A 23,966-nucleotide genomic window follows, 5' to 3' on the forward strand; every position below is an offset into this window, starting at 1 on the left:
CCCAACGCGGCCATCAGGGCGTCGTAGGTGCGCTCGTACTTGGACAGCCCGTCCTCGGGGTGGAAGGGCACCTGGTAGTTGTCCAAGGCCACCTGGATCCGCAGGGCGTCAGCGGGCGAGCCCCACATCTGGAAGAGGAACGTGCGGTCGAAGGTGGTGACCAGTTGGGCACCCCGGGCGGCGTGGGCCGCCGCGTGGTCCTTTTCCACCTTGTTCGGGTTGAGTCGCAGGCACAGCTGGTGGGCGAAGTGGGTGATCTGACCCACCGACATGTTCGGGCGCGACTCCTTGAAGTCCAGGATTCCGCATTCCATTTTAGCGCGGAACAGCTCCGGGTCGGGGTGGTCGCCCTTTTCCCTTTTCTCCACCCCGGCCTCGGCGCCCTTGATCACCGCAGCGGCCTCACCCACCGACAGGGCCCCGGAGTGCAACGCCTCCAGAGTGGGGACCATGTCCTGACGGAACTGCGCCCGCCCGATCAGAGCCAGGTCGTTGGCCTGGGCGGCCGCGATCCCGAAGGCGTGGCGCAGCCACGCCTCCAGATTCCTCTGTCCGCCCTGTTCCAACAGCTGCCCGGTGGCCTCCAGTTGGGCCAGCCGTGCGGCCATGGAGACTTTGATCTGGTCGAGCTGTTCCCACACGCGGGTGGCCTGGTCCAGCACCTCGCCCGCCGCTCCCGGGGGCACGTCGCGGTTAAAGAACGCTGTGGCCTCGTCCCGAGCAGCGACCACCGCAGCATCCACCGGGGTGTGCCCGGTGGGGGTGGGTGCTTCGGGAGAGATCGTCATTCTTCTATTGTAAGCGAAAAGGCCGGAGAAAGGAAGTGTTGCCTTCGGTGACTTCGGGCTTTCTTTTGCTCGGCGGGTCGAACGTGGCCCTTTTCGGGTGCCCTTTTCTCGCCGTCCGGAATGGTCTTTATCTGCCCACTCGTCTTGGTGTTTGTTCGCACCTGGAATTCCAGGTCGCTCATAGGGGATGATCTTGCCCCTGTCTCCACTCTCGACCGTCGAGGGTGGAGACAGGGGCAAGATCATCGGGGAAAGGCACCCGAAAGGGGTTCGCAGCAGAGAATGACCGGCCGCGACACCGCCAACCGTTCAGCGCCGGCGGAGTGGCGCACCCGGCCGGAGGCCGCAGTGGTTCGCCGCACACATGGACCAGCCGCGACACCGCCACGCGTCAACGCTCCGGCGGAGTGGCAGGAATCGGCCGCCAGGCCGTGCTTGTGCCGTTGGGCCCTCCGGGCCCATCGCCTCCCCGACCACACCTCCCCCTTTCCTGACAGCCGCCAACCCGCCGTCGCAGCGAAGCGGGTCAAGGTGGAGCGCCAATGACGCGCGAAGCGCTCGATGGCGACGACCTTGACGCGCGCAGCGGAGACGGCCACCATCAAGCGGCAGGAAAAGGGGAAACCACCCGCACCCACCAACAAACCCCCACCCACCAGTACTGCCGCGGCCCCCAGATACCGGTCGATCTCGAAACCCGGTGCGCTCCATCGGCAGGAGGCGTCAGACCATGATCGGCATCCCGGCACCCGGTGCCCGGCACTCGGTGCCGAGTACCGAGTACCGAGTACCGAGAGTGCCGGTGGAAACTGCGTCGAAGCCGCACAACACCTCAAGACAACTCAATGCCCCAATCCAGCTCAATTCCCCAACACACCACAGCGCCGGGCCTCCGTCCCTTCACCGGTGGCCGGGCGACCTGTGGTGGTTCCAGAGGGTGACGTGCACGGCGGGGCGGAAGCGGCCACGGTGGACTCCGGATCCGCGCAGCATGGCCTGGGTCGCGCGCGGGGTGGTGACGAAGCGGAGGAACTCGGCGATCACTCCGGTCTCGTCCCTGTGGTCGGCGGCCATGGTCGCCGACCAGGATCCGTCGGTGCGCACCGGTATCCCCACCGGGGTGACCAGATCACCCGACGAGAGGTCCTGGGATGCGACGAACCCCAGCGCCAGCCCCACCCCTTCGCCCTGCTTGACACCCTCCATGGCGGCCGCGTGGCTCTGGTAGACCCGTTGGTTCTCTTCGGGCACGTTGAAACGCCGCAGGATTGCGGGGACCAGCCCTGTCATGTCCATGGCGGACGGCCCCAGAAGCCAGTGCTGGCGGCGCAGCAGGGCAAGGTCTGTCCGGACCCCGGCGAGGGGGTGCCCGGACCCCAGAACGGTTACTATCTGGTACTTGAGGATGGGCCGAGCGGCCAAACGGATGCTGCCGCCGTCGTCCGGAGCCGGGCCGATGGCCACGTCGGCCGCGCGTTCTCTCAGCAGGTCCTCCAGCCGACCCGTGTTGTGCACGCTCAACTCAACCTTCAGATCGTCGGCGCGCGCTATGAAGTGTTCCATGAGCCCTGGGGCCGCGTATTCGGCGAACAGGCTGGAGGTGGCTATGCGCAGCGGACGGCTACCCTTCCCTGCCTGGGTGACCTCACGCATGGTGCGGTCCTGGAGGCCGAGCATTTCGCTGGCCCGCTCAGCGAGACGCAGGCCGCCGGGGGTGAAGGTCAGCCCGGCGGCGGAGCTGACAAACAGCCGGTCACCGAAAGTCTTGCGGAGCTTGCCGATGTGCAGGGAGACCGCGGCTTCGGAGACATGGAGCTCGCTTGCGGCCCGTTTGACGGAGCCGAGGCGGGCGACCGCGGAGTACGCGCGCAGCTGTGCGGGGGTCATCGGCACACCCCGGCGCCCGCAGCAAGAGCCGGGCCGGTGCGTTCTGGGCGGGTGCCGTGCCGGTCCGAATACTCCAAAACCCCCGGAACCAGGCACTCGCGTGGGTTCCGGAGCCGTGCAGTGGTCATGGCGACAACCCCTCAGAGGTGGTCTGAGCCATATTAGTTGAGGCTTCTAGAGGCCTACAAGAGACAGCTTCGTACCGCACGTGTCCCTACCGCCGGTCTCCGTAACACCCGCGTTTCACACCCCACCCGCGCACCCGGACCCGCCCGCGCTCAAACCCCCGAGGCCTGTCGCGGCGTCTCGGGGTGGTTCCAGAAGGTTGTGAGCTGTTCTGTGTTCCCTCAGCAACCATCCACTCCCGTCAGTAAAGATCACTACGGCCGCAGGCCACCGTTGAAGAGCCAGGCACTCGGATCGGTTCCCCCTTGGGAAACGATTCAGGGGGAGTTCGCTGATTCCCCCCACACCGGCCCGCCCGTTCCGCTAACGTTTTTCTCGAACGTGTGAACGAGTCACCGGGAGGGGGTGGGAGCCGTGGCCGAGACCGCTCTACAGCAGGACGAGCAACAAGCAGAAGGCAAGAACAAGAAGAAGCCGAAGAAGAAGCGGGGGTTTCAGCCCCGCCCCGGGCACGTGGTCCAGGCCTACGTCTTCGCTCTGGACCCGGGGGCCGAGACCGAGCAGCGGCTGCGCTCGCACTGCGGCGGGGCCCGGACGGCCTTCAACTGGGCCCGCAACCACGTCCTGGCCAACTGGGACCAACGCAAGGCCGAGGCCTCCTACGGGGTCCCTGAGTCCGAGCGCACCCCGTGGCGGTCCTGGTCACTGCCCAGCCTGCGGCGGGCCTTCAACGCCAACAAGAGGGAGGATCCCCGGTTCGCTTCCTGGTGGGCCGACAACTCCAAGGAGGCCTACAACACCGGCCTAGCAGGCGCCGCCGCTGCCTTTGACGGCTACTCCGCCGCCAAGCGGGGCGATCGCAAGGGTCCGAGGGTGGGGGTGCCGCGGCCCAAGTCCAAGCACCGGGCGCCCCTGTCCTGCCGGTTCACCACCGGGGTAATCCGGTGCGAGGACACCCGGCGCCACGTGAGGTTGCCGGTGGTGGGGCGGGTGCGCACCCATGAGTCCACCCGCAAACTCCACCGCCGCCTGGCGAATGGGACCGCGCGCATCCTCTCGGCCACGGTCTCGCACCGGCGGGGGCGGTGGCAGGTGTCCTTCCAGGTCGAGATCGCCCGCGCCCCCCGTGTCCCGGCCCGGCCGGAGGGGGTGGCCGGGGTGGACCTGGGGGTCAAGTCCCTGGCGGTGGTCGCCGACTCTGACGGTGGGGTGTGGCAGGTGGCCAACCCCCGCCACCTGGAGGGGGCACTGACCGACCTGCGCCGGGCCTCGCGCAGGGTGTCGCGGCGCCAGGGCCCGGACCGGCGCACCGGGCGCGCGCCTTCGAAGCGGTGGGTCAAGGCCAACCGGGCCCGTAACAAGGTGCACCACCGGGTGGCGAATGTGCGCACCAACGCGCTGCACCACCTGACCACTGCTCTGGCCGGGGAGTACGGCACGGTGGTCATCGAAGACCTCAACGTGGCCGGGATGGTCAAGAACCGGCGTCTGGCCCGCCGCATCCAGGATGCGGGGTTCGGTCAGATCCGCCGCCAACTGGACTACAAAACCACCTGGAATGGCGGGCGCTTGGTCGTGGCCGACCGGTGGTTCGCCAGTAGTAAGACCTGCTCGGGGTGCGGGGCGACGAAAGCCAAGCTGCCGCTGCACATCCGGGTGTTCGACTGCGACGCATGTCCCCTGGTGTTGGACCGGGATGTGAACGCAGCACGCAACCTCGCCGCCCTGGCGGCGCAGGTGGGCAGTACCGGTACCGGAGTGGCCGGAGACCGGGGAGCGAGGGCTCCGAAGGCCCGTGGAGCCGACCGTAAGACCCGCACCACCCGCACCCGCCGCAGGGCGGGTGCGGGGCGGGCCGGTGGCGCAAGACCGCACAGGCGGAAAGAAGCTCCGGCACCGTCGTCAGGACACCCAACCCAGGTTGTGGTGACACCGTCACGGACCTTTCGTACAGAAATGCACGGAATGCTGATGTTCGCTTAAGGCATCAGCAACGGTGACATGCGTGCCCGAGCGGAGGCGCCCACGGTGTACACCCGACCCCCGCAGCATGGTCTGGGTGGCGCGCGGGGTGGTCGCGAAGCGGAGGAACTCGGCGGCGACCCCGGCCTCGTCTCGATCGGTGAGGGCGGTCGCGGCCCAGGAACCTCCGGTGCGCACGGGCGGCCCGCAGGGTGTGACCAGACGCCCTGCGGAGAGGTCGTGGGCGACGGCGAATCCCAACCCCAGGCCGACCCCGGCACCCTTCTTTACCTCTTCGAGCGCGGCGGCGTGGCTCTGGAAGACGCGCTGACGTGACTCCGGGATGCGGAAGCGGCGCAAGACGGCGGGCACCAGCCCGGTGCGGTCCAGCACTGAGGGACCCAGCAGCCAGGTGTGTTCGCGGAGCCGCGGGGAATCCACCTGCCCCTTCGCGAGGGGGTGGTCGGCGCCGACAACGGTGAGCAGCTGGTACCTGAGGATGCTCCGCGATTCCACCTGCGCCTCCTCTGGCGGGCACGCCGACGGTTCCTCCGTCGGGGCGGGGCCGACAGCCACGTCGATCGCGCGGTCGCGCAGCAGCTCCTCGAACCGGCCGGGGCTGTGCACGCTCAGTTCGACGTCGAGGTCGTCGGCACGGCCCACGAACAGCTCGATCAGCCCGGGCGCGGCGTACTCGACGAACATGCTGGAGGCAGCGATCCGCAGCAGTCGGGTGCCGGTGCCCGCCTGGCTGACCTCGCGCAGGGTGCGGTCCTGAAGCCCCAGCAGTTCGGCGGCACGGCCTGCCAGGCGAAGGCCTCCCGGGGTGAAGGCCAGGCCCGCGGCGGTGCGGGAGAAGAGCCGGTCGTCGAAGAGCTTACGGAGTTTGCCGATGTGCAGGGAGACGGCGGCCTCGGTGACGTCGAGTTCCAGGGCGGCCCGTTTCACTGAGCCGAGGCGTACGACGGTGGAGAAAGCCCTCAGTTGGGTGGGGGTCACCGGCCGCCCCCTGCGGGGAAGAACGCGCAGGGGCGTTCCAGGGGGCGGCCCGTGATGGGGATGCGGTTATTCGATTGGTCCGGAACGGCCGGGGGCAGGGCCGATGGGGGCGTCCGGCGCCGGGGGGAGAGCATGTCGGCCTTTCGGACAAGGTGTGCTGGGGGTCAAGCTAGGTGAAGCCTCACCACCCCCACAAGGGACCTTTGCCCCGAAAGGAACAAAGATCCCACAGTGCCCAGCGTCTACACGCCTCCCCGGCCTGGCATCCGCCCCACATCCCGACACGGCCCCACACTGTCCTCGGATCCTAGTCCTTGGATGCGGTGGCGCCCCACCAGATGTTGACGTCGGAGTCGACCGCCCACCGGTCGATGTCGCGCAGCTCCTCCTCGGAGAACTCCGTGGAGTCCGCCGCCTTGAGGTTCTGCTCCAACTGCTCCGCGCTCGACGCCCCGACCAGCGCCGTGGTGACGGTGCGCGGTCCCTGGTCCCGCAGAACCCAGGAGATCGCCATCTGCGCCAGGGTCTGTCCGCGCTCGGCGGCGATCTGGTTGAGGGCCCGGGCCCGGCCCAGGACCTCTTCGGTGAGCATGTTGTCGCGCCAGCTGGGCCGCCCCACCCCGGCCCGGGAGTCTGCGGGCACCTCACCGTCCAAGTACCGGGAGGTCAAGAGCCCTTGGGCCAGGGGTGAGAACGCGACCACTCCCATCCCCTCGTCTTCGGCCGCCTCGAGCAGCCCGTCCTCCACCCAGCGGTTGAGCATGGAGTAGGAGGACTGGTGCACGACCAGGGGCGTGCCGAGTTCACGCATGATCGCCACCGCCTTGCGGGTCAGCGACGGCCCGTAGGAGGAGATCCCCGCGTACAGGGCCCGCCCGGACACGACCGCGTGGTGGAGCGCAGTCATGGTCTCCTCCAGCGGTGTGTCCGGGTCGGGCCGGTGGCTGTAGAAGACGTCGACGTAGTCGAGCCCCATCCGCTTCAGGGAGCGGTCGAGCGAGGAGAGCAGGTACTTCCGAGAACCGCCCTGCTGGTGCGGCCCCGGTCCCATGACATACCCGGCCTTGGTGGTGATGACCAACTCGTCCCGGTACGGACCGAAGTCCTGCGCCAGGATCCGGCCGAAGTTCTCCTCGGCGCTCCCCGGGGGCGGGCCGTAGTTATTGGCCAGGTCGAAGTGGAAGACTCCCAGGTCGAAGGCGCGGCGCAGGATCCGGCGCTGCCCCTCCAAATCCCGGTCACCGCCGAAGTTCTGCCACAGTCCCAGCGAAAGCCTCGGCAGCCTCAACCCGCTCCTACCACAGACCCGGTACTCCAACGGGTCGTACCGGTCCCCGCTCGCGACGTACGTACCCAAACGCCCGCTCCCCTTCAGCCTTGTCTCCTACGTCCACGCCCGTGTGCCGTAGCCCGCGCAGCCACGGGCCCGTGCCTCGTTACTCGTCGATGGTGAGTTCGCCCATGCGATCCCAGCCCTCGCCCTCGACCTGGCGGCTGACGATCAGCGGGGTCTCCTTCAGCAGCGGCTTCATCGCGGCCAGACCGGCCTTGAAGTGGTCGCTGCCGACGTGGGCCTCAGCGGCGCCGTCCTTGAACGCCTCGACGAGCACGAACTCGTCGTCGCGCTCGACGCTGCGGGACCACTCGAACCACAGGTTGCCGGGCTCTGCCCGGGTAGCCGCGGTGAAGCCGGCGACCTCGTCGAGGAATCCGTCCACGGCTTCGGGCTTCACCCGGAACTTGACGACGATCAGGATCATCGCGCATCTCCTTCGCTCTGTGCCACGGGGCACGCGGTCGTGCCGTGCCCCTCGGCTCCCCACTCTTCCAGAGCTCGCGCGCCCGAAACCCCGACAGGCCGTGCGACCGGGTGTTCATCACCTCACGGCTGGGCGTTGCCTAGGGCGCACCGCCCCCCGGAGGGCCGGCTACGAGGCATCCGAACATGGCCGCGGAACTGGGTCGAGGCCCCGCGGCCAGATCAGGATGGACCGGCTGCGGCTCAGGCGCCGCCGAGGGTGGTGCCCGGGACGCGGGTGGCGAGCCATTCGCCGTCGGAACCCTCGCGCACCTCCATGACCTCGGGGTCCTCAGCGACGTTGATCAGTTCGACGTTGCCGATGAGGGTCTCACCGTCCAGGTCGGTGCTGACAGTGACGTCGCCGACCTCGATGTCCTCGGCGCCTTCCAGGTTCTCGACGTAGTCGGGGAAGGCCTCGACGCAGTCCCCGGCTTCGCTCTGGGCGGCGATCGCGGACTGGGCTCCGTCGTCGACGAAGGCGCAGCCCGCCTCGCCGTCCGCGGCGGCCAGTGCGGCGACGAAGCCGTCGGCCACTGTCTGGGCACCGTCGACGGCCTCGTCCTCACCTGGTTCGGCGGCGGCTTCCTCTGCCGCGGTGTCGTCCTGAGGGGTTTCGTCCTCGCCGCTTCCGCAGGCGGTCAGCGCGAGGACCAAGGGGAGGGAACACAGGAGGATGCGTCGCATGGGGGTTGCCTTCCAAGAGCGGGTTGGTCGGTCAGCGGACTTGTCCGTGCCGCATCATTGTTACCGCATTCACCCGGTTGATGACCATGCGTGCCTCTGACCAGGGCAGCATCCACCTACGCGGGGGCCGGGCTTGTCCGCGGGGTCGGGCTCTGGTGAGATGAAGCAGAGTGACCGGGATCACGGTTCATTCATCTGGCGCACAGAGCACGCGCGGGCGTGCCTCGAAACGAGCGGCCCCGCCGCGCGTCCGCGCCGGAGGTGAGCATGACGTACCGACTACGGGAGGGCGCCCGCGACGCCCTCTTCACGGATCTTCCACCAGGCCTGGGGAGCAGGCTCCGGCCCTTGGTCCCCCAAGTCGCTGAGGAGGCCGCCGACGGGATCCTGCAGCGCGCCGAGGCCCACGCGCTCCCCATGGAACCGGCTCAGGCCGAGTCGATCCGGCACGCGATCGGCACCGCGGTGCACACCTTCCTCGACCGGATCGAGGGCGCGCCGACGGCCGGGCGGACTGGCTCCATCACCGAGAACTTCCGCTCCTTCGGGGCTGGCGAGGCACGCCAGGGCCGCACGTTGGAGTGTCTGCACACGGGTATGCGCACGGCTGCGGCGGTGGCGTGGCGGCGGCTGGCCAGGGCCGACTCGATCGACCGGGACCAGATGGCCGCGCTCGGCGAAGCGATCTTCGCGTTCCAGGAGGAGATCTCCGCGGCCGCGGCCGAGGGCCACGCGCAGGTACGCGGGGCCGGGGTGGAGGCCCTGCGGCGCAGGCGGGCGAGGCTGCTGAAGGTGCTCTTGGCCGAGGCCGGGACCGAACCCGAGGAGCGGACCCTGTCCACACTGGCCCGGTCCGCCCGGTGGCGGGTCCCTGAGCGGGTGGCGGTGGCTCTGCTGCACCAGGAGGTGTGCTTGGAGGGGGCAGCGCCGGCGCTGCCCCCGGACGTGCTGGTGGACCTGGACCGCGTGGAGCCCTGCGCGCTGGTGCCCGACCCGGAGGGCCCCGGGCGGCTCCGGTCGCTGGAGCGGTCCCTGCGCGGGTTCGGCGCCGTGCTGGGGCCGACGGTGCCCCTGACGGAGGCCCCGCGGTCGCTGTCCCGCGCACGGGAGCTGTCGGAACTGGTGCGGTCGGGTGCCGTCTCCGGCTCGGGCGTGCTGCGGTGGGGCGACCACCTGTTCGAACTGTTGCTGTCCCGGGACACCGGCCTGGTGGCGGAGCTGGCGCGGGCCCGGCTGGCCCCGCTGGACGGGATGCGGCTACCGCAGCGGGAGCGGATGGCGGACACGCTGTTGGCGTGGTTGGAGTCCGGGTTCAACGCCAACGAGGCCGCCGAACGGCTGCGCATCCATCCGCAGACCGTTCGGTACCGGATGCGGCAGTTGGAGGAGCTGTTCGGGTCGCGGCTGCGGAACCCGGGTGAGCGGTTCGAGCTGGAACTGGTGCTGCGGGCGCGCGCGATCCTGGTCGCCACCGGCCCGGGGTGACGCTGCCGGAAACCCAGAGCATACCGAACGGTCGGGATGTTCCCCGCGCACCGGCACGCGGGGAACATCCCTGAGGTGGGGCCCGGATCAGATCACGGCCTGATCAGCTCCGAGGGGCCAGGGAACGGACCACCGTTGCGGGGTCCAGGGAGGGCGGGGCGATCGGGGCGATCACCGGGGTGGTCACACCCGCGTCCTTGTAGGCCTGGATCCGCTCCCGGCAGTACTCCGCGGGGCCGTGCACGATCAGCTCGTCCACGACCGAGTCGGGGATCGCGGCGAGCGCGCCCTTGCGGTCGCCCTCCTCCCACGCCGTCCACATGGGGCGAAGCTCCTCGCGGCCCAGCCACTCGTGGAAGGCGCGGTAGACGGGCACGTTCAGGTAGGCGGAGATCGCCCACCGGCCGATATCCCGAGCGGTGTCGGCGTCAGTGTCCGGGATGGTGAAGATCCGGGCGACGATCTCCTTCTCCTCCCCGAACTCCCGAACGATAGGTGCGACGGTGCGCACGTCCTCCGAGGAGAGCCAGTTGATGATGGCGCCGTCGCCCTCGCGTCCGGCCAGGCGGAGCATGCCTTGGCGCAGGGCCGCCACCAGCACGGGCGGCTGCTGCGGGGGAACCGCGCCGAGCGTGAACCCCTTCACCGAGAACGTGTCGTAGTCGGCCTTGATCTTCTGTCCGGTCAGCGCCTCCCGCAGGAAGCGCACGGTGTCTCGGACCTTCTTGAAGGGCTCCTCGAAGGGGATCGCGTTCCAGCGCTCCACGATGACGTTCGAGGAGGTACCCACACCCAGTGCGAAGCGGCCCGGCGCGGCGGCAGCCATCGTGGCGGCGCTCATCGCCAGGGTCGCGGGCCCTCGCGTGTAGGCGGGCACGATCGCGGTTCCCAGGCGCAGCTGGGGAGCCCACACGCTGGCCAGGGCCAGGGGTGTGAACGCGTCGGTGCCGTTGGCCTCGGCCGACCAGGCGTCTGTGTATCCGAGGTCGGGCAGCTCCTCGAAGAGGGATCGCTGGTCGGCCAGGGGAATGCCCTCGAAGGGGACGGTGATGCCCCAGCGGTCGGTCATGGCGGCTCCTGTCGGTGGACCGGTCGTTCGAACCGAACCCGGTTCGTGTTCGGTGTTGGCACGACGGTACCCCGCACCTTGTACGCGCAGTAGACCGAGTCCACCCCTTCATGCCTTCCGACGCGTATGTTCGGGGGCAGGGCCCGTGAGCCGCGGGCCGGTACGGACATCCACGAGAACGAAGGAGGCCATCGCCGTGGCCATGCCACCCTCCCCCTACGACTTCCTGCCCCAGGTCGCATCGTTCACCGTCACCAGCGACGACGTGGCGGACGGGCAGACCCTGCCCAACGCCCAGGTGAGCGGGATGATGGGCGCCGGAGGCGAGGACGTCTCCCCGCACCTGTCCTGGAGCGGGTTTCCCGAGGGGACCCAGAGCTTCGCCGTCACGTGCTTCGACCCGGACGCTCCCACGGCGAGCGGGTTCTGGCACTGGGCGGTCTGCGACATCCCCGCCGACGTCACCGAGCTCGCGGCCGACGCCGGGAACGGCTCCGGCCTGCCGGAACAGGCCGTCACGCTCCGCAACGACGCCGGGGACCACCGCTATATCGGCGCCGCTCCGCCCGCCGGGCACGGCCCGCACCGGTACTTCTTCGTGGTGCACGCGGTGGACGTCCCGAGTCTGGGTATCGACAGCTCCGGAAGCCCCGCATTCCTGGGATTCAACCTGTTCTCGCACGCGATCGGCCGGGCCGCCATCACGCCGACGTACGAGCAGAAGTAGGGCCGCCCGGCGGCCTCCGGAGGGCGGGTGCGGCGCTCGGCGCTGCACCCGCCCTCTGCCCTTTCCTCCCGGGGCCGATGGGTACACGCGCGAGAGGCCCATCTGGTTCACTTTGCAACCGCAATCGGCCATACCGACCATGAACGGCGCTCACCCGTCTAGGCTCGTTTCATCCCCCGGACCACTCGGAACAAGCCTGGAAGGGTCAGCCGGTGCCACAGCAGTCTTCGACGATGCCGACCGTCGTGGTCACGACAGCGGGGTCAGCTCCGACACCCGGTACCATCCTCCACCTTCGGGAACGCGGCTTCCGGGTGGTGGCCACCGACGTGGATCCCGCCGCACCGGGCCTGTATCTGGCTGACCGCGGTTATCTGGTCCCGCCGGGGGACAGTGAGGCCTTCCTGCCCAGGATGCGCGCCCTGTGCACCGAGGAGGAGGCGGTCGCCGTCGTCCCGCTCGTGGACGAGGAGCTGGTCCGGGTCAGTGAGTTGGCAAAGGACGGCCTCACCGTGCTGTTGCCACAGCTGGACTTCGTCACCACCTGCCTGGACAAATACGTGCTCATGCAGCAGCTGGAGGACATCGGGGTGGGGGTGCCCCGAACCTGGCTCGCTTCGGAGTGGCCCACCAACGCCGCCGACTCCTCTCCCGACGGACTCGTCGTCAAGCCGCGCAGCGGGCGGGGCAGCCGAGGCGTCATGGTCATCGACTCCGCCCGCGACATGGCCCGGGTGGTCTCCGAGAGCGGTTACGCGGCCGACGAGTTGATCGTGCAGGAACGCATCAGCGGCCCCGAGTACACGGTGTCGGTGGTGGTCTGGCGGGACGGCGACGTGCAGGCCGTCGTCCCCAAGGAGGTCCTGCTCAAGCAGGGCGTCACGAAGTACGCCGTCACCCGCCGCAACCAAGAGGTCATCCGCACCTGCAAGGCGATCCAGAGCGCCCTGCGCGCGGACGGCCCCTTCAACGTCCAGCTGTGCCTGGACGAACAGGGTCAGCCCAAGGTCTTCGAGATCAACCCCAGGTTCTCGTCCACCGCGGCGCTCACCGTGGCCTCGGGGGTGGATGAGATCGCCGGGCTGCTGGACCAGGCGGTGCGCGGCGGCCCGCGCTTGACCGACGAGTGGGACGAGGGCCTGTCGATGGTGCGGCGGTGGACGGACGAGTTCCTGAGCGAGAAGCAGTTCGACTCGCACGGGATCTCCCCCGCACCGGCCCCCACGACACACGGTGAGGGCTTCGCGCTGCCCGGAGCGGTGGCTACCGGCGGGCAGTCCCCGGTCATTCCGGTGCGTGCGCGATGAGCGGTGACCACCCGCTCTCGCAAGCGGTGGCGGAGGCGGTCGTCGAGGTCGGCGAACTGCTGCGCGACTGGCGCTCGGACCCGTCGGTGCACAGCGGGGTCTGGGAGGGAAGCCAGTTCAAGGCAGAGGCCGACGCGATGGCGCACCGGGCGCTCTCCCAGCGGCTTGCCTCGATCGACGGCGAGATCCCGGTGGTGAGCGAGGAGGACCCGGACTCCCTGGCTCGGGCACGGCCACCCCGGTACTGGCTGATCGATCCGATCGACGGGACCGCCAGCTACGTGCACGGATTCGACGGGTACGTCACGCAGGCGGCACTGGTCATCGGCGAGCTTCCCGAGGTCGCGGCGGTGTTCGCCCCGGAGTCCGGTGTCCTGTACACGGCCGTGCGCGGGCAGGGCGCCCGGCGGAACGGGAGGCCGCTACCGGTGCACGCGCCCTCGCCGGCCGGGCACGGGGTACTCACCGACAACACCCCCGGTCCCACCGGCATCGCACGACGGGTCTACGACCACTTCGGCTACGGCGAGTACCTGGAGAGCGGCAGCATCTCGCTCAAGCTGTGCCGGATCGCTGAGGGTGACGCGCACCTGTTCGTGAAGGACGTTCCGGTGCGCGACTGGGACGTCGCCGCGCCAGGTCTGATCCTGGCCGAGACCGGAGGACTGGTAACCCGTCTGGACGGCTCGGACTTCGCCTATCGGGGACCCTACGAGCACACCGGCCTGGTGGGCGCGAGCGACCCGTCCACATGCCGCACCGTAGCCCGCTGGATAGCACTCTGACCTGCAATGACGCCGGAATCCAGAGGGTGCCCCCGACGCGTCGGAAACCGACATCTGCGATCCCTTTCGCGCACCGATCACGGCACGTATCGTATGGTCACCAACTCGCGCCTTTGGGGGTGGGAAGTGGAGGCCCAACGTCTACCGCTGAACCAGATGCGCGCCTCGGACACCGAACGGGACCTGACGGTCGACCACCTCGCGGTGGCGTTCTCCGAGGGCCGACTGGACCACGAGGAGTACGAGCGCCGAGTGGGTGCGGCACTGAGTTCTGTCCGGGTCGGTGAGCTCAACTCGCTGACCGCGGACCTGCCCGTACCCGAGCACCGGATCCCACTACCCAGGCCGGCTGTCGACCACGGACCGGGGCTGCGCCGCTCGCACTCCTCCGAATCCGACTCCGCTCTGCTCGTGCCCTGGGACGAGTGGGGCGAGGAGTGGCGGTGGTGGTTGGGCGTGGCCGGGGCACTGACCGGCATCTGGGGTGCGGCCAGCCTGCTCGGCGGCCAGCTGGTGCCGTACTGGCCGCTGGTCCCCCTGGGTATCTGGGCGTCCGTGCTGCTGGCCTCTGCCATCTGGCCCTGCGAGAGCGAACCGCCCTGAGCGCTCTCCGTTCCGGGCCGCGCAAGCTGGTCCCGCAGACGGGTTCTGGGGCGCGGAAACGGGGCCGCAGGGGTCAGCTCACGGCGTGCAGCCAGCGCACGGGTGCCCCGTCGCCGGCGTAGCGAAAGGGCTCCAGCTCCTCGTCCCAGGCGCGGCCGGTGAGCCGGTCGAGTTCGGCGACCAGTTCAACGCCTTCGGCAGCGGCGGTGGCCACGGCGGCGCGCAGCCTGCCCTCGGGCACGAGGACCTCTCCCGCCGCGCTGGTGATCGCGGTGAACACGCCGAGGGTGGGCGTGTAGCTGTAACGCGTGCCGTCGCACCCGGGTGACCCTTCCTCGGTCACCTCGAAGCGCAGGCGCTGCCACGCGTTCAACGCGGAGGCCACCGCCCCCGCGGTCCCCGGCTTCCCCTGCCAGTTGAGTTCGGCACGGTGGTGGCCGGGCGCCGCCGGTTGGGCCACCCAATCGAGTTTCACGGGTACGCCAACAACGCCCGCGACCGCCCACTCGACGTGTGGGCACAGCGCCGCGGGCGCGGAGTGGACGTACAAGACGCCACGTGCGGACACCGAACCTCCTGATACGAACGAGTGCGCTTCCCCGACGCCCTCGTACCACGAGAAGGTTGCATACCCGCCTGAATACCTTTTGCCCCATTGTGCCCTAAGGGCACCCTGAGAACCATCTCGCAGGCTGGTATTTTCCAGAGTTCCCCCCGCAACCCGAGTGATCAGGGATTACCGTGTGCCTCAGGCGCGACAGGGAGTCCGATCATAGTGGGGGCGGGTGTGACAGACCAGTCGCACGGGGACATCCATCATCCGGAAACACCTGAAGAGAAAGCCCATCCATGCAGTTCAGGTTATGTTTCCACCTCTTTTTTCCCGGTTCCGGCCACAACCGGCCCCCCGACCTCCCCTCGCACGGACGCCGAACTCGTGCTAGGCGCCTGCCATGGGAACGCCGACGCGTGGGCCGCCATCGTCGACCGCTATCTGGCCACAGTGAACCGTATCGCCCATTCGTACGGACTCACGCGACAGGACCGCGAGGACGCCGTCCAGACAGTCTGGCTCAGCCTCAACCAGCACCTGACCCACCTCCACTCCCCGCACCAGCTCGCCGGCTGGCTGCGCCGGGCGACGCACACCGCCTGCGGCCGCCAACGCCGGCACCGTCAGCGCTTCCTGCCGGTCGACCCCCAGACGCTGGTCGGCTACGTCCACCACTGGGCCGACCCCGAGCACGAATACCTGGTCAAGGAACGCTACGCCGAACTGCACAGGGCCATCGACGGACTCACCGATCCGGTCGACCGCCGGGTCGCGCAGCACTACCTCGACGACGCACCGGACGCCCCGCCGATCTCCCGCAGGACCACCCCCAACCAGAGGCGGCACCTGTTCCGCCAGCTCCGCCGCTCCCTCCGAGCCACGAGAGACCCGACCGAAAGGCGTGCGTGAACCGTGAAGAACGCTCCAGACAACGTCGACGACCCGACCGGGCGGTCGGCCGCGTTGGCTGCCTTCGACCGCTCCTTCGACGGTGCCGTCCTGGCCAGGACCGTCAGTGACGCACCCCCCTACCCCCGGCAGGCGGCCCACCGTGCTCGGGACGGCGCCCCTCCGTGCACGCTCCGATTCGACATGGCCGATGTCCGCTTGGACATCCAAATCCACCCGCACGGCGCCCATCGTTGGCTCTGCGGCCTGGTGAGCGGCGAATTCGACCACGTCGACATCCTCGTGCGCCGCCCCGCGGACTCACTGCGCCTGTTCGTCGCGGTCGACGGCCGGTTCCAGACGGCCGACCTCTCCCCCGGGCCGCTGAGCCTGGCCGTGGAACGCCCCGGCTACCCGGTCGCCGTCACCGACTGGTTCACCGCCTGAACCGGACCCGTCGAGCAAGCGGCCCGACGCCTCCTGCCCCTCCCCACCCGAATCGGCTCGTGCGTGCACACCCGTATGGGATGCGACCCGAACCCGGTTTCGGTACGCACACCAAATCCTCGCCCCTCGCCCTCCTTCGTCATGCTTCGCCCCGTTTCGCGACCGGCCGGTTGTCCACAGGTTGACCCGCAGGCCTCCCGCACGCTCACACCCGCTGCTATCACTGGAGATGACCGGCCCCACTGGCGAAAGGCAGCCGGACGTGCTCACCCCCGCAGCGCCCGACCCCATGCCCGAATCCATCCTTCAGGACGCCGAGAACACACCACCGAACACCGCACGTGAACCCCTCCTGGCCCGCGTCGCCCAAGGGGTGGAACTCGCCCGGCACGGCCGTTTCAAGGAGACCGTAGACATCCTGGACGACACTCGGCGGCGGCTGAGCGGACACCCCCTGGCCGAACTCGCGCCCGTGCTGCCCGGGGTCCTCACCGACCTCGGCCTGGCCCAGACCCTGTGCGGCCGCTTCTCCCAGGCGAAGGAGCACCTCCACGAGGCCAGGGACCTGGCCGATGCGCGCCGCCTGCCCCTCCTGGGCCTGGTCGCACGGCAGAACCTGGGCTGCCTGGACCTGTACCAGGGCGACTCCGCCTCGGCCATCTCCACGTTCCACGAGCTCGCACACCTCCTACCGGCCGAGCGGCAGGAGGCCCTGCGCGTGGACTTGGCCGAGGCGCTGCTCTCGGAAGGGCTCGTGGAAGAGGCCGGACGCACATTGGCCGAGGCTCCTTGGCAGGAGGCGCTGTACGGGACCGCCCGCACCCTGGTGGAGGCCAAGCTCCGGCTGTTGAACGGCGACCGCCGGGGCGCCCTCTACCTCTCCCGGCGAATCCGCAGCCACTCCGCGCCGGGTTCGCTGTGGTACCGGTTGGCGGACCGGCTGGTACGGGTCTCACACTGGGCTTCCAGCGGCCGGACCCCGACTCAGCGTGCGCGTGCCACCCTCGACCTGCGTGCGCCGTCCGCCACTGCCTGCCAGCGCACCGGCACTCCCCACAAGGCCCTGAACTGCCTGGCCCAACGCGACGCACCCCCGCCGGGCCCGTGGTTGGCGGATGCCGCCCGAGACCCCCAAGTGGTCCGGGCCGGGTTGGAGAAAGCCCTGCTCGCCGGAGACCCCGCAACCGCGCTGGAGTGGGCGGAGCTGGGGCGTACCTGGGCGGACGGGCTGGTACCGGGGCCGAGCACCTACCGCGACAGCGCGGTCGAGGACCTGACCGGACACTACCGCGGCGCCCTGCACGAGGGCCCCGGGCCCAAGGCCAGCGCCTACGCCCGGCGTTGGGAGTCCGCGCACTGGCGGGCCCAGCGCTCAGGGCCCCGGGGCCGACCGCACCGGTACTCGGGCCCCGTCCTGGACCCCCTCCTGGGCGCCTTGGCAGGTCGGGCGTTCGTCCACTACACCGCTGCGGGTACGGAGGCCGTGGCGCTGGTCGCGGTGGACGGCACAGTGCAGGCCCGGCCGCTCGGGTCCCTGCTACGGGTCCGCCGCGTGCTGGCCCGGTTCACACACGAGCAGTCGGCCTCCACGGGCGGGGCCGGCTCGGAGGCGACCCGCAACGCCGCCGACGCTGCCTGCACGGCCCTGGTCAGGCCGATCCTGCCACTGGTCGGGGACCGGCCGCTGGTGGTGACCGGTGAGCCCTACCTCGGTGACCCGCCCTGGGGACTCCTCCCGTCGCTGCGCGGCCGACCGGTACACCTCGTGCCCACGGCCCGCTTCTGGGTGGAACGGCCACCCGCCGAGCGCGGCTGGAAGCGGGTTCTACTGGCCTCCGGGCCGGGTCCCACCGAGGCCCGGGCCGAAGTGGCGACGCTGGCCGGTCTGTATCCGGGCGCACGGCTCCTGGAACGGGCACGCCGGGAACAGGTACTGGACGGGCTGGCCAGCACCGACCTCGCACACTTGGCCGGGCACGGGCACGTGGGTGACCAGACGGCCATGCTCTCCCAGCTCGAACTGCACGACGGCCCGCTGCTCGCCTGCGACCTCGCGCGGCTGGAATCCGCTCCTGCCCTGGTCACCCTGTCCAGCTGCTGGGGCGGGCGTGGTTACGGCGGGACGGTCGGCCGACCCCGCGGGTTCGTGGGTGCGCTGCTGGCCTTGGGCACCGGAACCGTGGTCGCCAGCCCGGTCCCGGTCGGGGACGCGGAGACCGGGACGGCCATGCGCGCATTCCACCGAGCGCTGACGGCGGGTGCCGATGTGTCCGAAGCGGTCTCCGACCACCTCGGACACATCGGCTTCTGCTGCTACGGCGCTTGAGTCGTCCGTGGAACCGCCCTACCAGCCACGCTCACTCCATTCGGCGAGGTGGGGGCGCTCGGCGCCCAGGGTGGTGTCCTTGCCGTGCCCGGGGTAGATCCAGGTGTCATCCGGCAGCGCACCGAAAACGCGCTCCGACACGTCACCGAACAGGGTCCGGAAGTCCGCGTCGGACCAGGTCTTACCCACCCCGCCCGGGAAGAGGCTGTCGCCGGTGAACAGGTGGGTGTGGCCCTCGGGGTCGTCGTAGCGCAGGGCGATCGACCCCGGTGTGTGGCCGCGCAGGTGGATGACGGTGAGTACGCAGTCCCCGACGGCCACGGTGCCTCCGTGGGTGACGGGTTCGTCCACCGACACGGGCAGTTCGTCGGCGTCGTCGGGGTGGGCGACCGTGCGCGCACCGGTCTGGCCGACGATATCGGCCAGGGCCTGCCAGTGGTCCTGGTGGCGGTGGGTGGTGACCACTCGGGTCAGCCCGTCCACGCCGATCAGCTCCAGGATCCGGTCGGGTTCGGCCGCCGCGTCGATGAGGACCGCCTCACCCGTTGCCCTGCAACGAAGGAGGTAGGCGTTGTTGTCCATCGGGCCCACGGCCAACTTGGTGATCGTCAGGTTCGATAGTTGTCGCAGGTCGGCGGGGCCGCCGACCCTGGTATCTCCGGAGTAGCTCACCCGACCATTGTGGCCTGTCCTGAGGAGCGTGCGAACCCGGGTCGCGCACCTTTGCGGATTTCCGGTCCACCGAGCACACGGAAAGCCTGCGCGGCCGGGCACTCGGCCACACCACTGCCCGGCCTTCTGACATGGGAGGTTCTGCCGCTCAGCGTGTCGGATTCACCGGGCAACGGCTACTGGGCCCAGCGGGGCGGGCGCTTCTCGAAGAACGCCACACGTCCCTCAGCGGCGTCCTCACCGGCGAAGAACTCGGCGGAAAGTTCACCCATGCGGGTGAAGGACTCGGCTCGCCGATCCGGTGCTGCCGACGCACCGCCTCCGAGTTCACCCAGAAGCTCCTTGGTGCGCGAAAGCGCGCGGGGGGCCGAAGCCCGCAACCCTTGGAGGACGGCGTCCACGGCCTGGCCCACCTCGCGGTCCGGGACCGCCTGGGTGATGAGTCCGGCCTTGGCGGCAGCGGTGGCGTCGAAGAGCTCACCGGTAAGGAAGTAGCGGCTGAGCGGGCGCGAGTGCATCCGGGCCGCGACCGGGACGGAGATGATCGCGGGCACCACGCCGATGCGCACCTCGGTGAAGGCGAAGGTCGCGCTCTTGGGGGCGAGGGCGATGTCCGCGGCGGCCACCAGGCCGATTCCGCCCGCCCGAGCGGCGCCGTTGAGCACCGCGATCACCGGTTTGGGGCCGCCCATGATCTGGTCGAAGATCTCCGGAAGCTCCGGTGCGGGTTCGACCGGAGTGCCCGCAAGAGCGGCACCGATCTCCTTGAGGTCGGCGCCGGCGCAGAACACCGGGCCGGCCCCGGTGAGGACGACACCGCGGACCTCGTCATCGGTCATGGCCTTGGTGAGGGCGTCGGAGAGTTCGGTGCGCAGACGTGCCGAGAGCGCGTTGCGGTTGCGGGGGGAATCGAGGGTGATCGTGGCGATGGCACGGTCGACGCTCAACCGCACGAGGGGCGCGTCGTCCGATGGGGCCGGGGACGTCGGGTGCTGCGTCATCGAAGACTGCCTTTCACCGTTGAACACGCGGGCACACTTGTGTTGCGTGGACCACACGCTAGCGTCCGCACCCCTCCGGGCCCCACCCGCCCCTACAGTTCGCTCGGGCCGGGTCTCCTGGGACCGGTGTGGCGGGGCCGAGAACACGCTCGGGGCCGGGGGCGCGCTCGCCCCCCGGCCCCGGCACCGTTCCGGCCGTGTCCACGGCCGGAACCGACGGCTCAGCGGCGCGTGGTGGCCGCCGACAGCGCGTCATGGAAGTGCATCATCGCGGAGACCGCCTCAGTCCCGTCGGCCGCCTCACTGACCCTCAGCGTGAGGGGTTCGGCGGTGATCGCACCTGTGTAGCCGTGGTCGAGCTCGCAGCTCTCATCGGCGCAGGAGGCGGGCTCCAAGTCGATGTGGGCGACCGCACCCCAGTTCACCGACAGGTTCACGCTGAGCATGAGCTCGCTGGGCAGGCTGCCCGGCTTGTACTGGGCCGGGTTCGGCACGACCCGGGTCAGCGCCACCGACTGGATGTTGCCCAGCTGGATGCTGTCGGTCGTGGTGGAGGCGTGCGAGGTCCCGCTCGGCTCGGTGGGCGGATGCTCATCGGTGTGGCACACGACGAGCCGGGTCGCGGTCAGCAGCATGACGGTGATGTGCCGCCGCATCTCCATGGCCGGGTCGAAGGTCGCCTCGTGGTGCACGATGAACGCCTCGGCGTCCTCATCGCCCAGGGTGGTCGCGACGGCGTCGATGACCAGAGGCGGGTAGTAGCCGCTCCGCTCGATCTCCATGCGCCAGTCCGTGGGCACGGCACGTGTTTTCCTCATACCTCTATCCTGCCTCCTCCCGGTGACACTTCGCGACCGTCCACCGAAACGAGAGGCCCACTCCCTGATCAGAACGTCACCCCGCGCAGTCGGCGGGGACCCGCGTCGGGCCGCACGTCGGGGGCCTCCCGCAGCCACATACGAGCGCCCAGGACGTGGGCGCCGGTGGCGTTGACGAGCACGGGGTCCAGGTCCACGTAGCCGATCTCGGGAAAGGCCTCGACCAGGCGGGAGACCCGGATGAGCAGCTCCTCCAGGGCCTCGACGTTGGGCTGTTCGGCCAGCGAGGTCGCTCCCGCAGGCAAGCCGAACAACAGCGGAGCGGCCCGGACCGCGTGGATGAGGTCCGCGGCGTCCATGTCGGTCAGCGGGGCCAGGCGGAACGACCGGTCGTCGAGCAGCTCGGCCGTGACGTCCGCCAAACCGAAGGAGACGACCGAGCCGAAGGACTGGTTGTCGCCCGCCCGCACCACCGTGGGCACACCGGGCGCCGCCATGCGCTGCACGACCAGCTCCGCCTCTCCGCCGAAGCGGTCGAGCAGGGAGACATAGGCGCTGCGCACGTCCTCGGGGGTACGCAGGTCGGCGCGGACGAACGTGCCACCGGCCCGTACCCGCAGGTCGGGTGCGTCGGCTTTGACCACCGCGGGGTAGCCGAGCTCGCCGGCGGCGACCACGGCCTCCTCCGCTGACTCGACCTTGATGTCCGGGTAAGCGGCGATACCGTAGCAGGCGAGCAGGTCACGGGCGTCGGCGTCGGAGACCGCCGTCTCCTCGTCGTAGCGGCGCTCACCGCCGAACCAGGCGATGTCCTCCTCGGCCGGGCTGTCCTTCTTGAGCGCCCTGGCGATGGTGGCCCGGGCCCGCGCACGGTCGATGTCGGGCAGCTCCGGGTGGCGTCCGGGCTTGCGATTGCGCCACTGGGCGTACCGGGTGGAGTGGGCCAGGGCACGCACGGCGTCCTCGGGCGAGGGGTAGGACGGCACCGAGGAGTTGAGCGTCTCTCCGCGGTCGCCGATGTGCCGGAGTTCCTCCGGGATTCCCTGGCGCGCCAGGTAGGTGGTGACGATGGGCTTGTCCGAGTCCAGGGAGCGGGCGCGCAGGACCCGGGCGACGTCGTCGCCGATCGGGTGCAGGGCCGGGACGAAGACCACCACGACCGAGTGCACGTCGTCGGCGGCAAGTGCGGCTTGGATGGCGGTGTCGAAGTCCTCGGCGGTGGCCTGCGGGCCCAGATTGACCGGGTCGTGGGGCTTGAGCCCCTGGCGCACGGCGGCATCCTTGACCAGGAGTTCCAGGGAGTCGGAGTTGCCGATGATGCCCACGCGCGGCCCCTCGGGCAGCGGCTGGTAGGCGAACACCTGGGCCGCGTCGAACATCTGGGTGATGTCGTCGACGCGGACCACCCCGGCCTGCTGGAACAGGGAGGTGACCGCGTAGTCGGGCAGGGACAGGCCCCCGGCGGCGTGCCCGGTGGGCGTGGTCTGCGCCGATCCGCCGCTGCGCACGGCCACGACCGGCTTCTGTTTGGCCAGGCGCCGTGCCAGCCGGGTGAACTTGCGCGGGTTGCCCAGGGACTCCAGGTACTGGAGCACGACCTGGGTGGCGGGGTCCTCCTGCCAGTACTGCATGAGATCGTTACCGGACACGTCTGCGCGGTTGCCCGCGGACACGAACGTGGACAGGCCCATCCCGCGCTCGGCCACCCGCTGGAGGATCGCCCGGCCCAGCGCACCGGACTGGGAGAAGAACCCGATGGGGCCCTGCGGTGGCAGGTCCGGGGACAGGGTGGCGTTCAGCAACACGGTGGGGTCGCTGTTGGCGATGCCCAGGCAGTTGGGGCCGACCACGCGCATACCGGCGGCGCGGGCGGTGCGCACCAGCTCGTCCTGGCGGGCCCGGCCCTCCGGGCCGACCTCGCCGAAGCCGGAGCTGACCACGATCAGGCCGTGCACGCCCTTCTCGGCGCACTGTTCGACCACGTCGACGACCATGTCGGCCCGGACCGCGACCACGGCCAGGTCGACCTGGTCCGGGATGTCCAGGACGGACGGGTAGGCGCGCACGCCCACGACCGCCTTGGCCTCGGGGTGGACCGGGTAGACCGGGCCCTGGAACTCGCCGCCGAGCAGGTTGCGCAGGGCGGTCTGGCCGATGGTGTGCGCGGTACGGCTCGCGCCGATGACCGCCACGGACTCGGGGTAGAGCAGGCGGGCGATGGAGCGCGATTCGGCGCGCTGCTCACGGGCCCGCATGACCTCCCTGGAGTCATCGGTGGGCTGCAGGTCCAGGGTGAGCCGGATGACGCCCTCGTCGAAGGTCTGTTGCGCGGTGTACCCGGCCTCCCGGAAGACGTTGATCATCCGCCGGTTCTCGGGCAGCACGTCGGCGATGAAGCGGCGCATCCCGCGTTCGCGGGCTGCCGCGCCGATGTGTTCCAGCATGACCGAGGCCAGGCCGCGTCCCTGGTGCCCGTCCTCCACGACGAAGGCCACCTCGGCCTCTTCCGGGGCGACCTTGTCGTAGCGCACCACGGAGACGAAGTCGTCGGAGATGGTGGCCACCAGGGCCACGCGGTCCTCGTAGTCGACCGTTGTGAAACGTTTGACGTCACGGTCGGAGAGCTTGGGGTAGGGCGCGAAGAACCGGTAGTAGATCGTCTCCGGAGAGAGCCTCGCGTGGAACTCGCGCAGCAGGTCGGCGTCGTCAGGGGTGATGGGGCGCAGGTGCGCGGTGCCGCCGTCGGTCAGAACGACGTCGGCTTCCCAGTGGTTCGGGTAGGACTGCACGCCTGTGAGACTAGACGACAATCGGCCGAATCCGGGGAAAGTCCATGCTCTGTCCCCGAAATCACCGCCGCGAACCCCGCCTTGGGGCCCCTTCCGGCGCGGCTTCGGGCTTGGTCCCCCTGGGCTCCGCGTACCCTTGTACACAGGGCCTGCGGGCCCCGGCAGCCCCCCAACGTCCGCGTGTCCGGGGTGCTGTCAGTTCGTTACCCGACACTGATTGTTGACCTGTTAACGTCGTTCGGGCACAGA

The 23,966-nt window shown here is 69.9% G+C and carries 20 protein-coding genes and 1 pseudogene; 9 read left to right on the top strand and 12 right to left on the bottom strand.

All coding sequences use genetic code 11. The annotated features are described in order from the left end of the window. Together ACYVDG_RS20100 and ACYVDG_RS20105 are read right to left on the bottom strand one after the other, a co-directional pair. Positions 1-788: pseudogene (locus ACYVDG_RS20100) on the bottom strand (HNH endonuclease); the annotation flags it as partial. A gap of 900 nt (positions 789-1,688) precedes the next feature. Further along, positions 1,689-2,675 carry a LysR family transcriptional regulator gene (locus ACYVDG_RS20105; RefSeq protein WP_460755335.1) on the bottom strand — a complete coding sequence of 329 codons (987 nt, stop codon included), beginning with the start codon at positions 2,673-2,675 and terminating at the stop codon, positions 1,689-1,691. Positions 2,676-3,215: 540 nt separating this feature from the next. Between ACYVDG_RS20105 and tnpB the strand changes: the two genes are divergently transcribed. Next, positions 3,216-4,784 (top strand): IS607 family element RNA-guided endonuclease TnpB, encoded by a 1,569-nt coding sequence (gene tnpB, locus ACYVDG_RS20110; protein ID WP_460755339.1) that lies wholly within the window; start codon positions 3,216-3,218, stop codon positions 4,782-4,784. Here the strand turns inward: tnpB and ACYVDG_RS20115 are convergent. The 4 genes from ACYVDG_RS20115 to ACYVDG_RS20130 all read right to left on the bottom strand — a co-directional run bounded on the left by ACYVDG_RS20115 (position 4,737) and on the right by ACYVDG_RS20130 (position 8,247). After that, entirely contained in the window at positions 4,737-5,762 is a 1,026-nt protein-coding gene (locus tag ACYVDG_RS20115) for a LysR family transcriptional regulator (RefSeq protein WP_460755344.1), read from the bottom strand. The genes tnpB and ACYVDG_RS20115 overlap by 48 nt on opposite strands. A 307-nt stretch (positions 5,763-6,069) precedes the next feature. Next, entirely contained in the window at positions 6,070-7,119 is a 1,050-nt protein-coding gene (gene mgrA / locus ACYVDG_RS20120; RefSeq protein WP_460755347.1) for an L-glyceraldehyde 3-phosphate reductase, read from the bottom strand. 79 nt (positions 7,120-7,198) lie between these two features. After that, the gene (locus ACYVDG_RS20125; protein ID WP_460755352.1) at positions 7,199-7,522 is read right to left on the bottom strand and encodes a putative quinol monooxygenase; all 324 of its coding nucleotides are present in this window, start codon (positions 7,520-7,522) and stop codon (positions 7,199-7,201) included. 242 nt (positions 7,523-7,764) lie between these two features. Beyond that, positions 7,765-8,247 (bottom strand): lumazine-binding domain protein, encoded by a 483-nt coding sequence (locus ACYVDG_RS20130; protein ID WP_460755356.1) that lies wholly within the window; start codon positions 8,245-8,247, stop codon positions 7,765-7,767. 267 nt (positions 8,248-8,514) lie between these two features. On the opposite strand from ACYVDG_RS20130, the gene ACYVDG_RS20135 reads away from it, so the two are divergent. Next, a complete protein-coding gene (locus ACYVDG_RS20135) occupies positions 8,515-9,732 on the top strand; it encodes a PucR family transcriptional regulator (RefSeq protein WP_460755359.1) in 1,218 nt (405 codons plus the stop codon). A gap of 103 nt (positions 9,733-9,835) precedes the next feature. On the opposite strand, the gene ACYVDG_RS20140 is transcribed toward ACYVDG_RS20135, so the two are convergent. Next, positions 9,836-10,801 carry an LLM class F420-dependent oxidoreductase gene (locus ACYVDG_RS20140; protein WP_460755363.1) on the bottom strand — a complete coding sequence of 322 codons (966 nt, stop codon included), beginning with the start codon at positions 10,799-10,801 and terminating at the stop codon, positions 9,836-9,838. A 196-nt stretch (positions 10,802-10,997) separates the two neighbouring features. Between ACYVDG_RS20140 and ACYVDG_RS20145 the strand changes: the two genes are divergently transcribed. The 4 genes from ACYVDG_RS20145 (at position 10,998) to ACYVDG_RS20160 (ending at position 14,223) form a co-directional block, all read left to right on the top strand. Beyond that, on the top strand, positions 10,998-11,528 hold the full coding sequence (locus tag ACYVDG_RS20145) for a YbhB/YbcL family Raf kinase inhibitor-like protein (RefSeq protein WP_460755367.1): 531 nt from the start codon (positions 10,998-11,000) through the stop codon (positions 11,526-11,528). 245 nt (positions 11,529-11,773) lie between these two features. Continuing rightward, complete coding sequence (locus ACYVDG_RS20150; RefSeq protein WP_460755614.1) at positions 11,774-12,835, top strand: ATP-grasp domain-containing protein; 1,062 nt, start codon at positions 11,774-11,776, stop codon at positions 12,833-12,835. Next, entirely contained in the window at positions 12,832-13,620 is a 789-nt protein-coding gene (locus ACYVDG_RS20155) for an inositol monophosphatase family protein (protein ID WP_460755370.1), read from the top strand. The genes ACYVDG_RS20150 and ACYVDG_RS20155 overlap by 4 nt, the downstream gene beginning before the upstream one ends. 126 nt (positions 13,621-13,746) lie before the next feature. Continuing rightward, positions 13,747-14,223 carry a DUF1707 SHOCT-like domain-containing protein gene (locus ACYVDG_RS20160; RefSeq protein WP_460755373.1) on the top strand — a complete coding sequence of 159 codons (477 nt, stop codon included), beginning with the start codon at positions 13,747-13,749 and terminating at the stop codon, positions 14,221-14,223. A 73-nt stretch (positions 14,224-14,296) separates the two neighbouring features. On the opposite strand, the gene ACYVDG_RS20165 is transcribed toward ACYVDG_RS20160, so the two are convergent. Next, a complete protein-coding gene (locus tag ACYVDG_RS20165; RefSeq protein ID WP_460755376.1) occupies positions 14,297-14,791 on the bottom strand; it encodes a DUF3145 domain-containing protein in 495 nt (164 codons plus the stop codon). Between the two features lie 369 nt (positions 14,792-15,160). On the opposite strand from ACYVDG_RS20165, the gene ACYVDG_RS20170 reads away from it, so the two are divergent. From ACYVDG_RS20170 to ACYVDG_RS20180, 3 genes are all read left to right on the top strand, one after another. Then, the gene (locus ACYVDG_RS20170; protein WP_460755380.1) at positions 15,161-15,685 is read left to right on the top strand and encodes an RNA polymerase sigma factor; all 525 of its coding nucleotides are present in this window, start codon (positions 15,161-15,163) and stop codon (positions 15,683-15,685) included. A 3-nt stretch (positions 15,686-15,688) separates the two neighbouring features. Further along, positions 15,689-16,111, top strand: a complete 423-nt coding sequence (locus ACYVDG_RS20175) for a carboxypeptidase regulatory-like domain-containing protein (RefSeq protein WP_460755383.1) — start codon at positions 15,689-15,691, stop codon at positions 16,109-16,111. 229 nt (positions 16,112-16,340) lie between these two features. Next, entirely contained in the window at positions 16,341-18,437 is a 2,097-nt protein-coding gene (locus ACYVDG_RS20180; protein ID WP_460755387.1) for a CHAT domain-containing protein, read from the top strand. A gap of 18 nt (positions 18,438-18,455) precedes the next feature. Here ACYVDG_RS20180 and ACYVDG_RS20185 read toward each other — a convergent pair whose 3' ends face one another. From ACYVDG_RS20185 to ACYVDG_RS20200, 4 genes are all read right to left on the bottom strand, one after another. After that, a complete protein-coding gene (locus ACYVDG_RS20185; protein WP_460755391.1) occupies positions 18,456-19,109 on the bottom strand; it encodes an MBL fold metallo-hydrolase in 654 nt (217 codons plus the stop codon). A 176-nt stretch (positions 19,110-19,285) separates the two neighbouring features. Further along, on the bottom strand, positions 19,286-20,110 hold the full coding sequence (locus ACYVDG_RS20190; protein WP_460755394.1) for an enoyl-CoA hydratase-related protein: 825 nt from the start codon (positions 20,108-20,110) through the stop codon (positions 19,286-19,288). Between the two features lie 221 nt (positions 20,111-20,331). Then, complete coding sequence (locus ACYVDG_RS20195; RefSeq protein ID WP_460755617.1) at positions 20,332-20,910, bottom strand: DUF5998 family protein; 579 nt, start codon at positions 20,908-20,910, stop codon at positions 20,332-20,334. A gap of 86 nt (positions 20,911-20,996) precedes the next feature. Next, positions 20,997-23,717 carry a bifunctional acetate--CoA ligase family protein/GNAT family N-acetyltransferase gene (locus ACYVDG_RS20200; RefSeq protein ID WP_460755397.1) on the bottom strand — a complete coding sequence of 907 codons (2,721 nt, stop codon included), beginning with the start codon at positions 23,715-23,717 and terminating at the stop codon, positions 20,997-20,999. Positions 23,718-23,966 lie beyond the last annotated feature (249 nt).

Source organism: Nocardiopsis oceani (genome assembly GCF_054777395.1).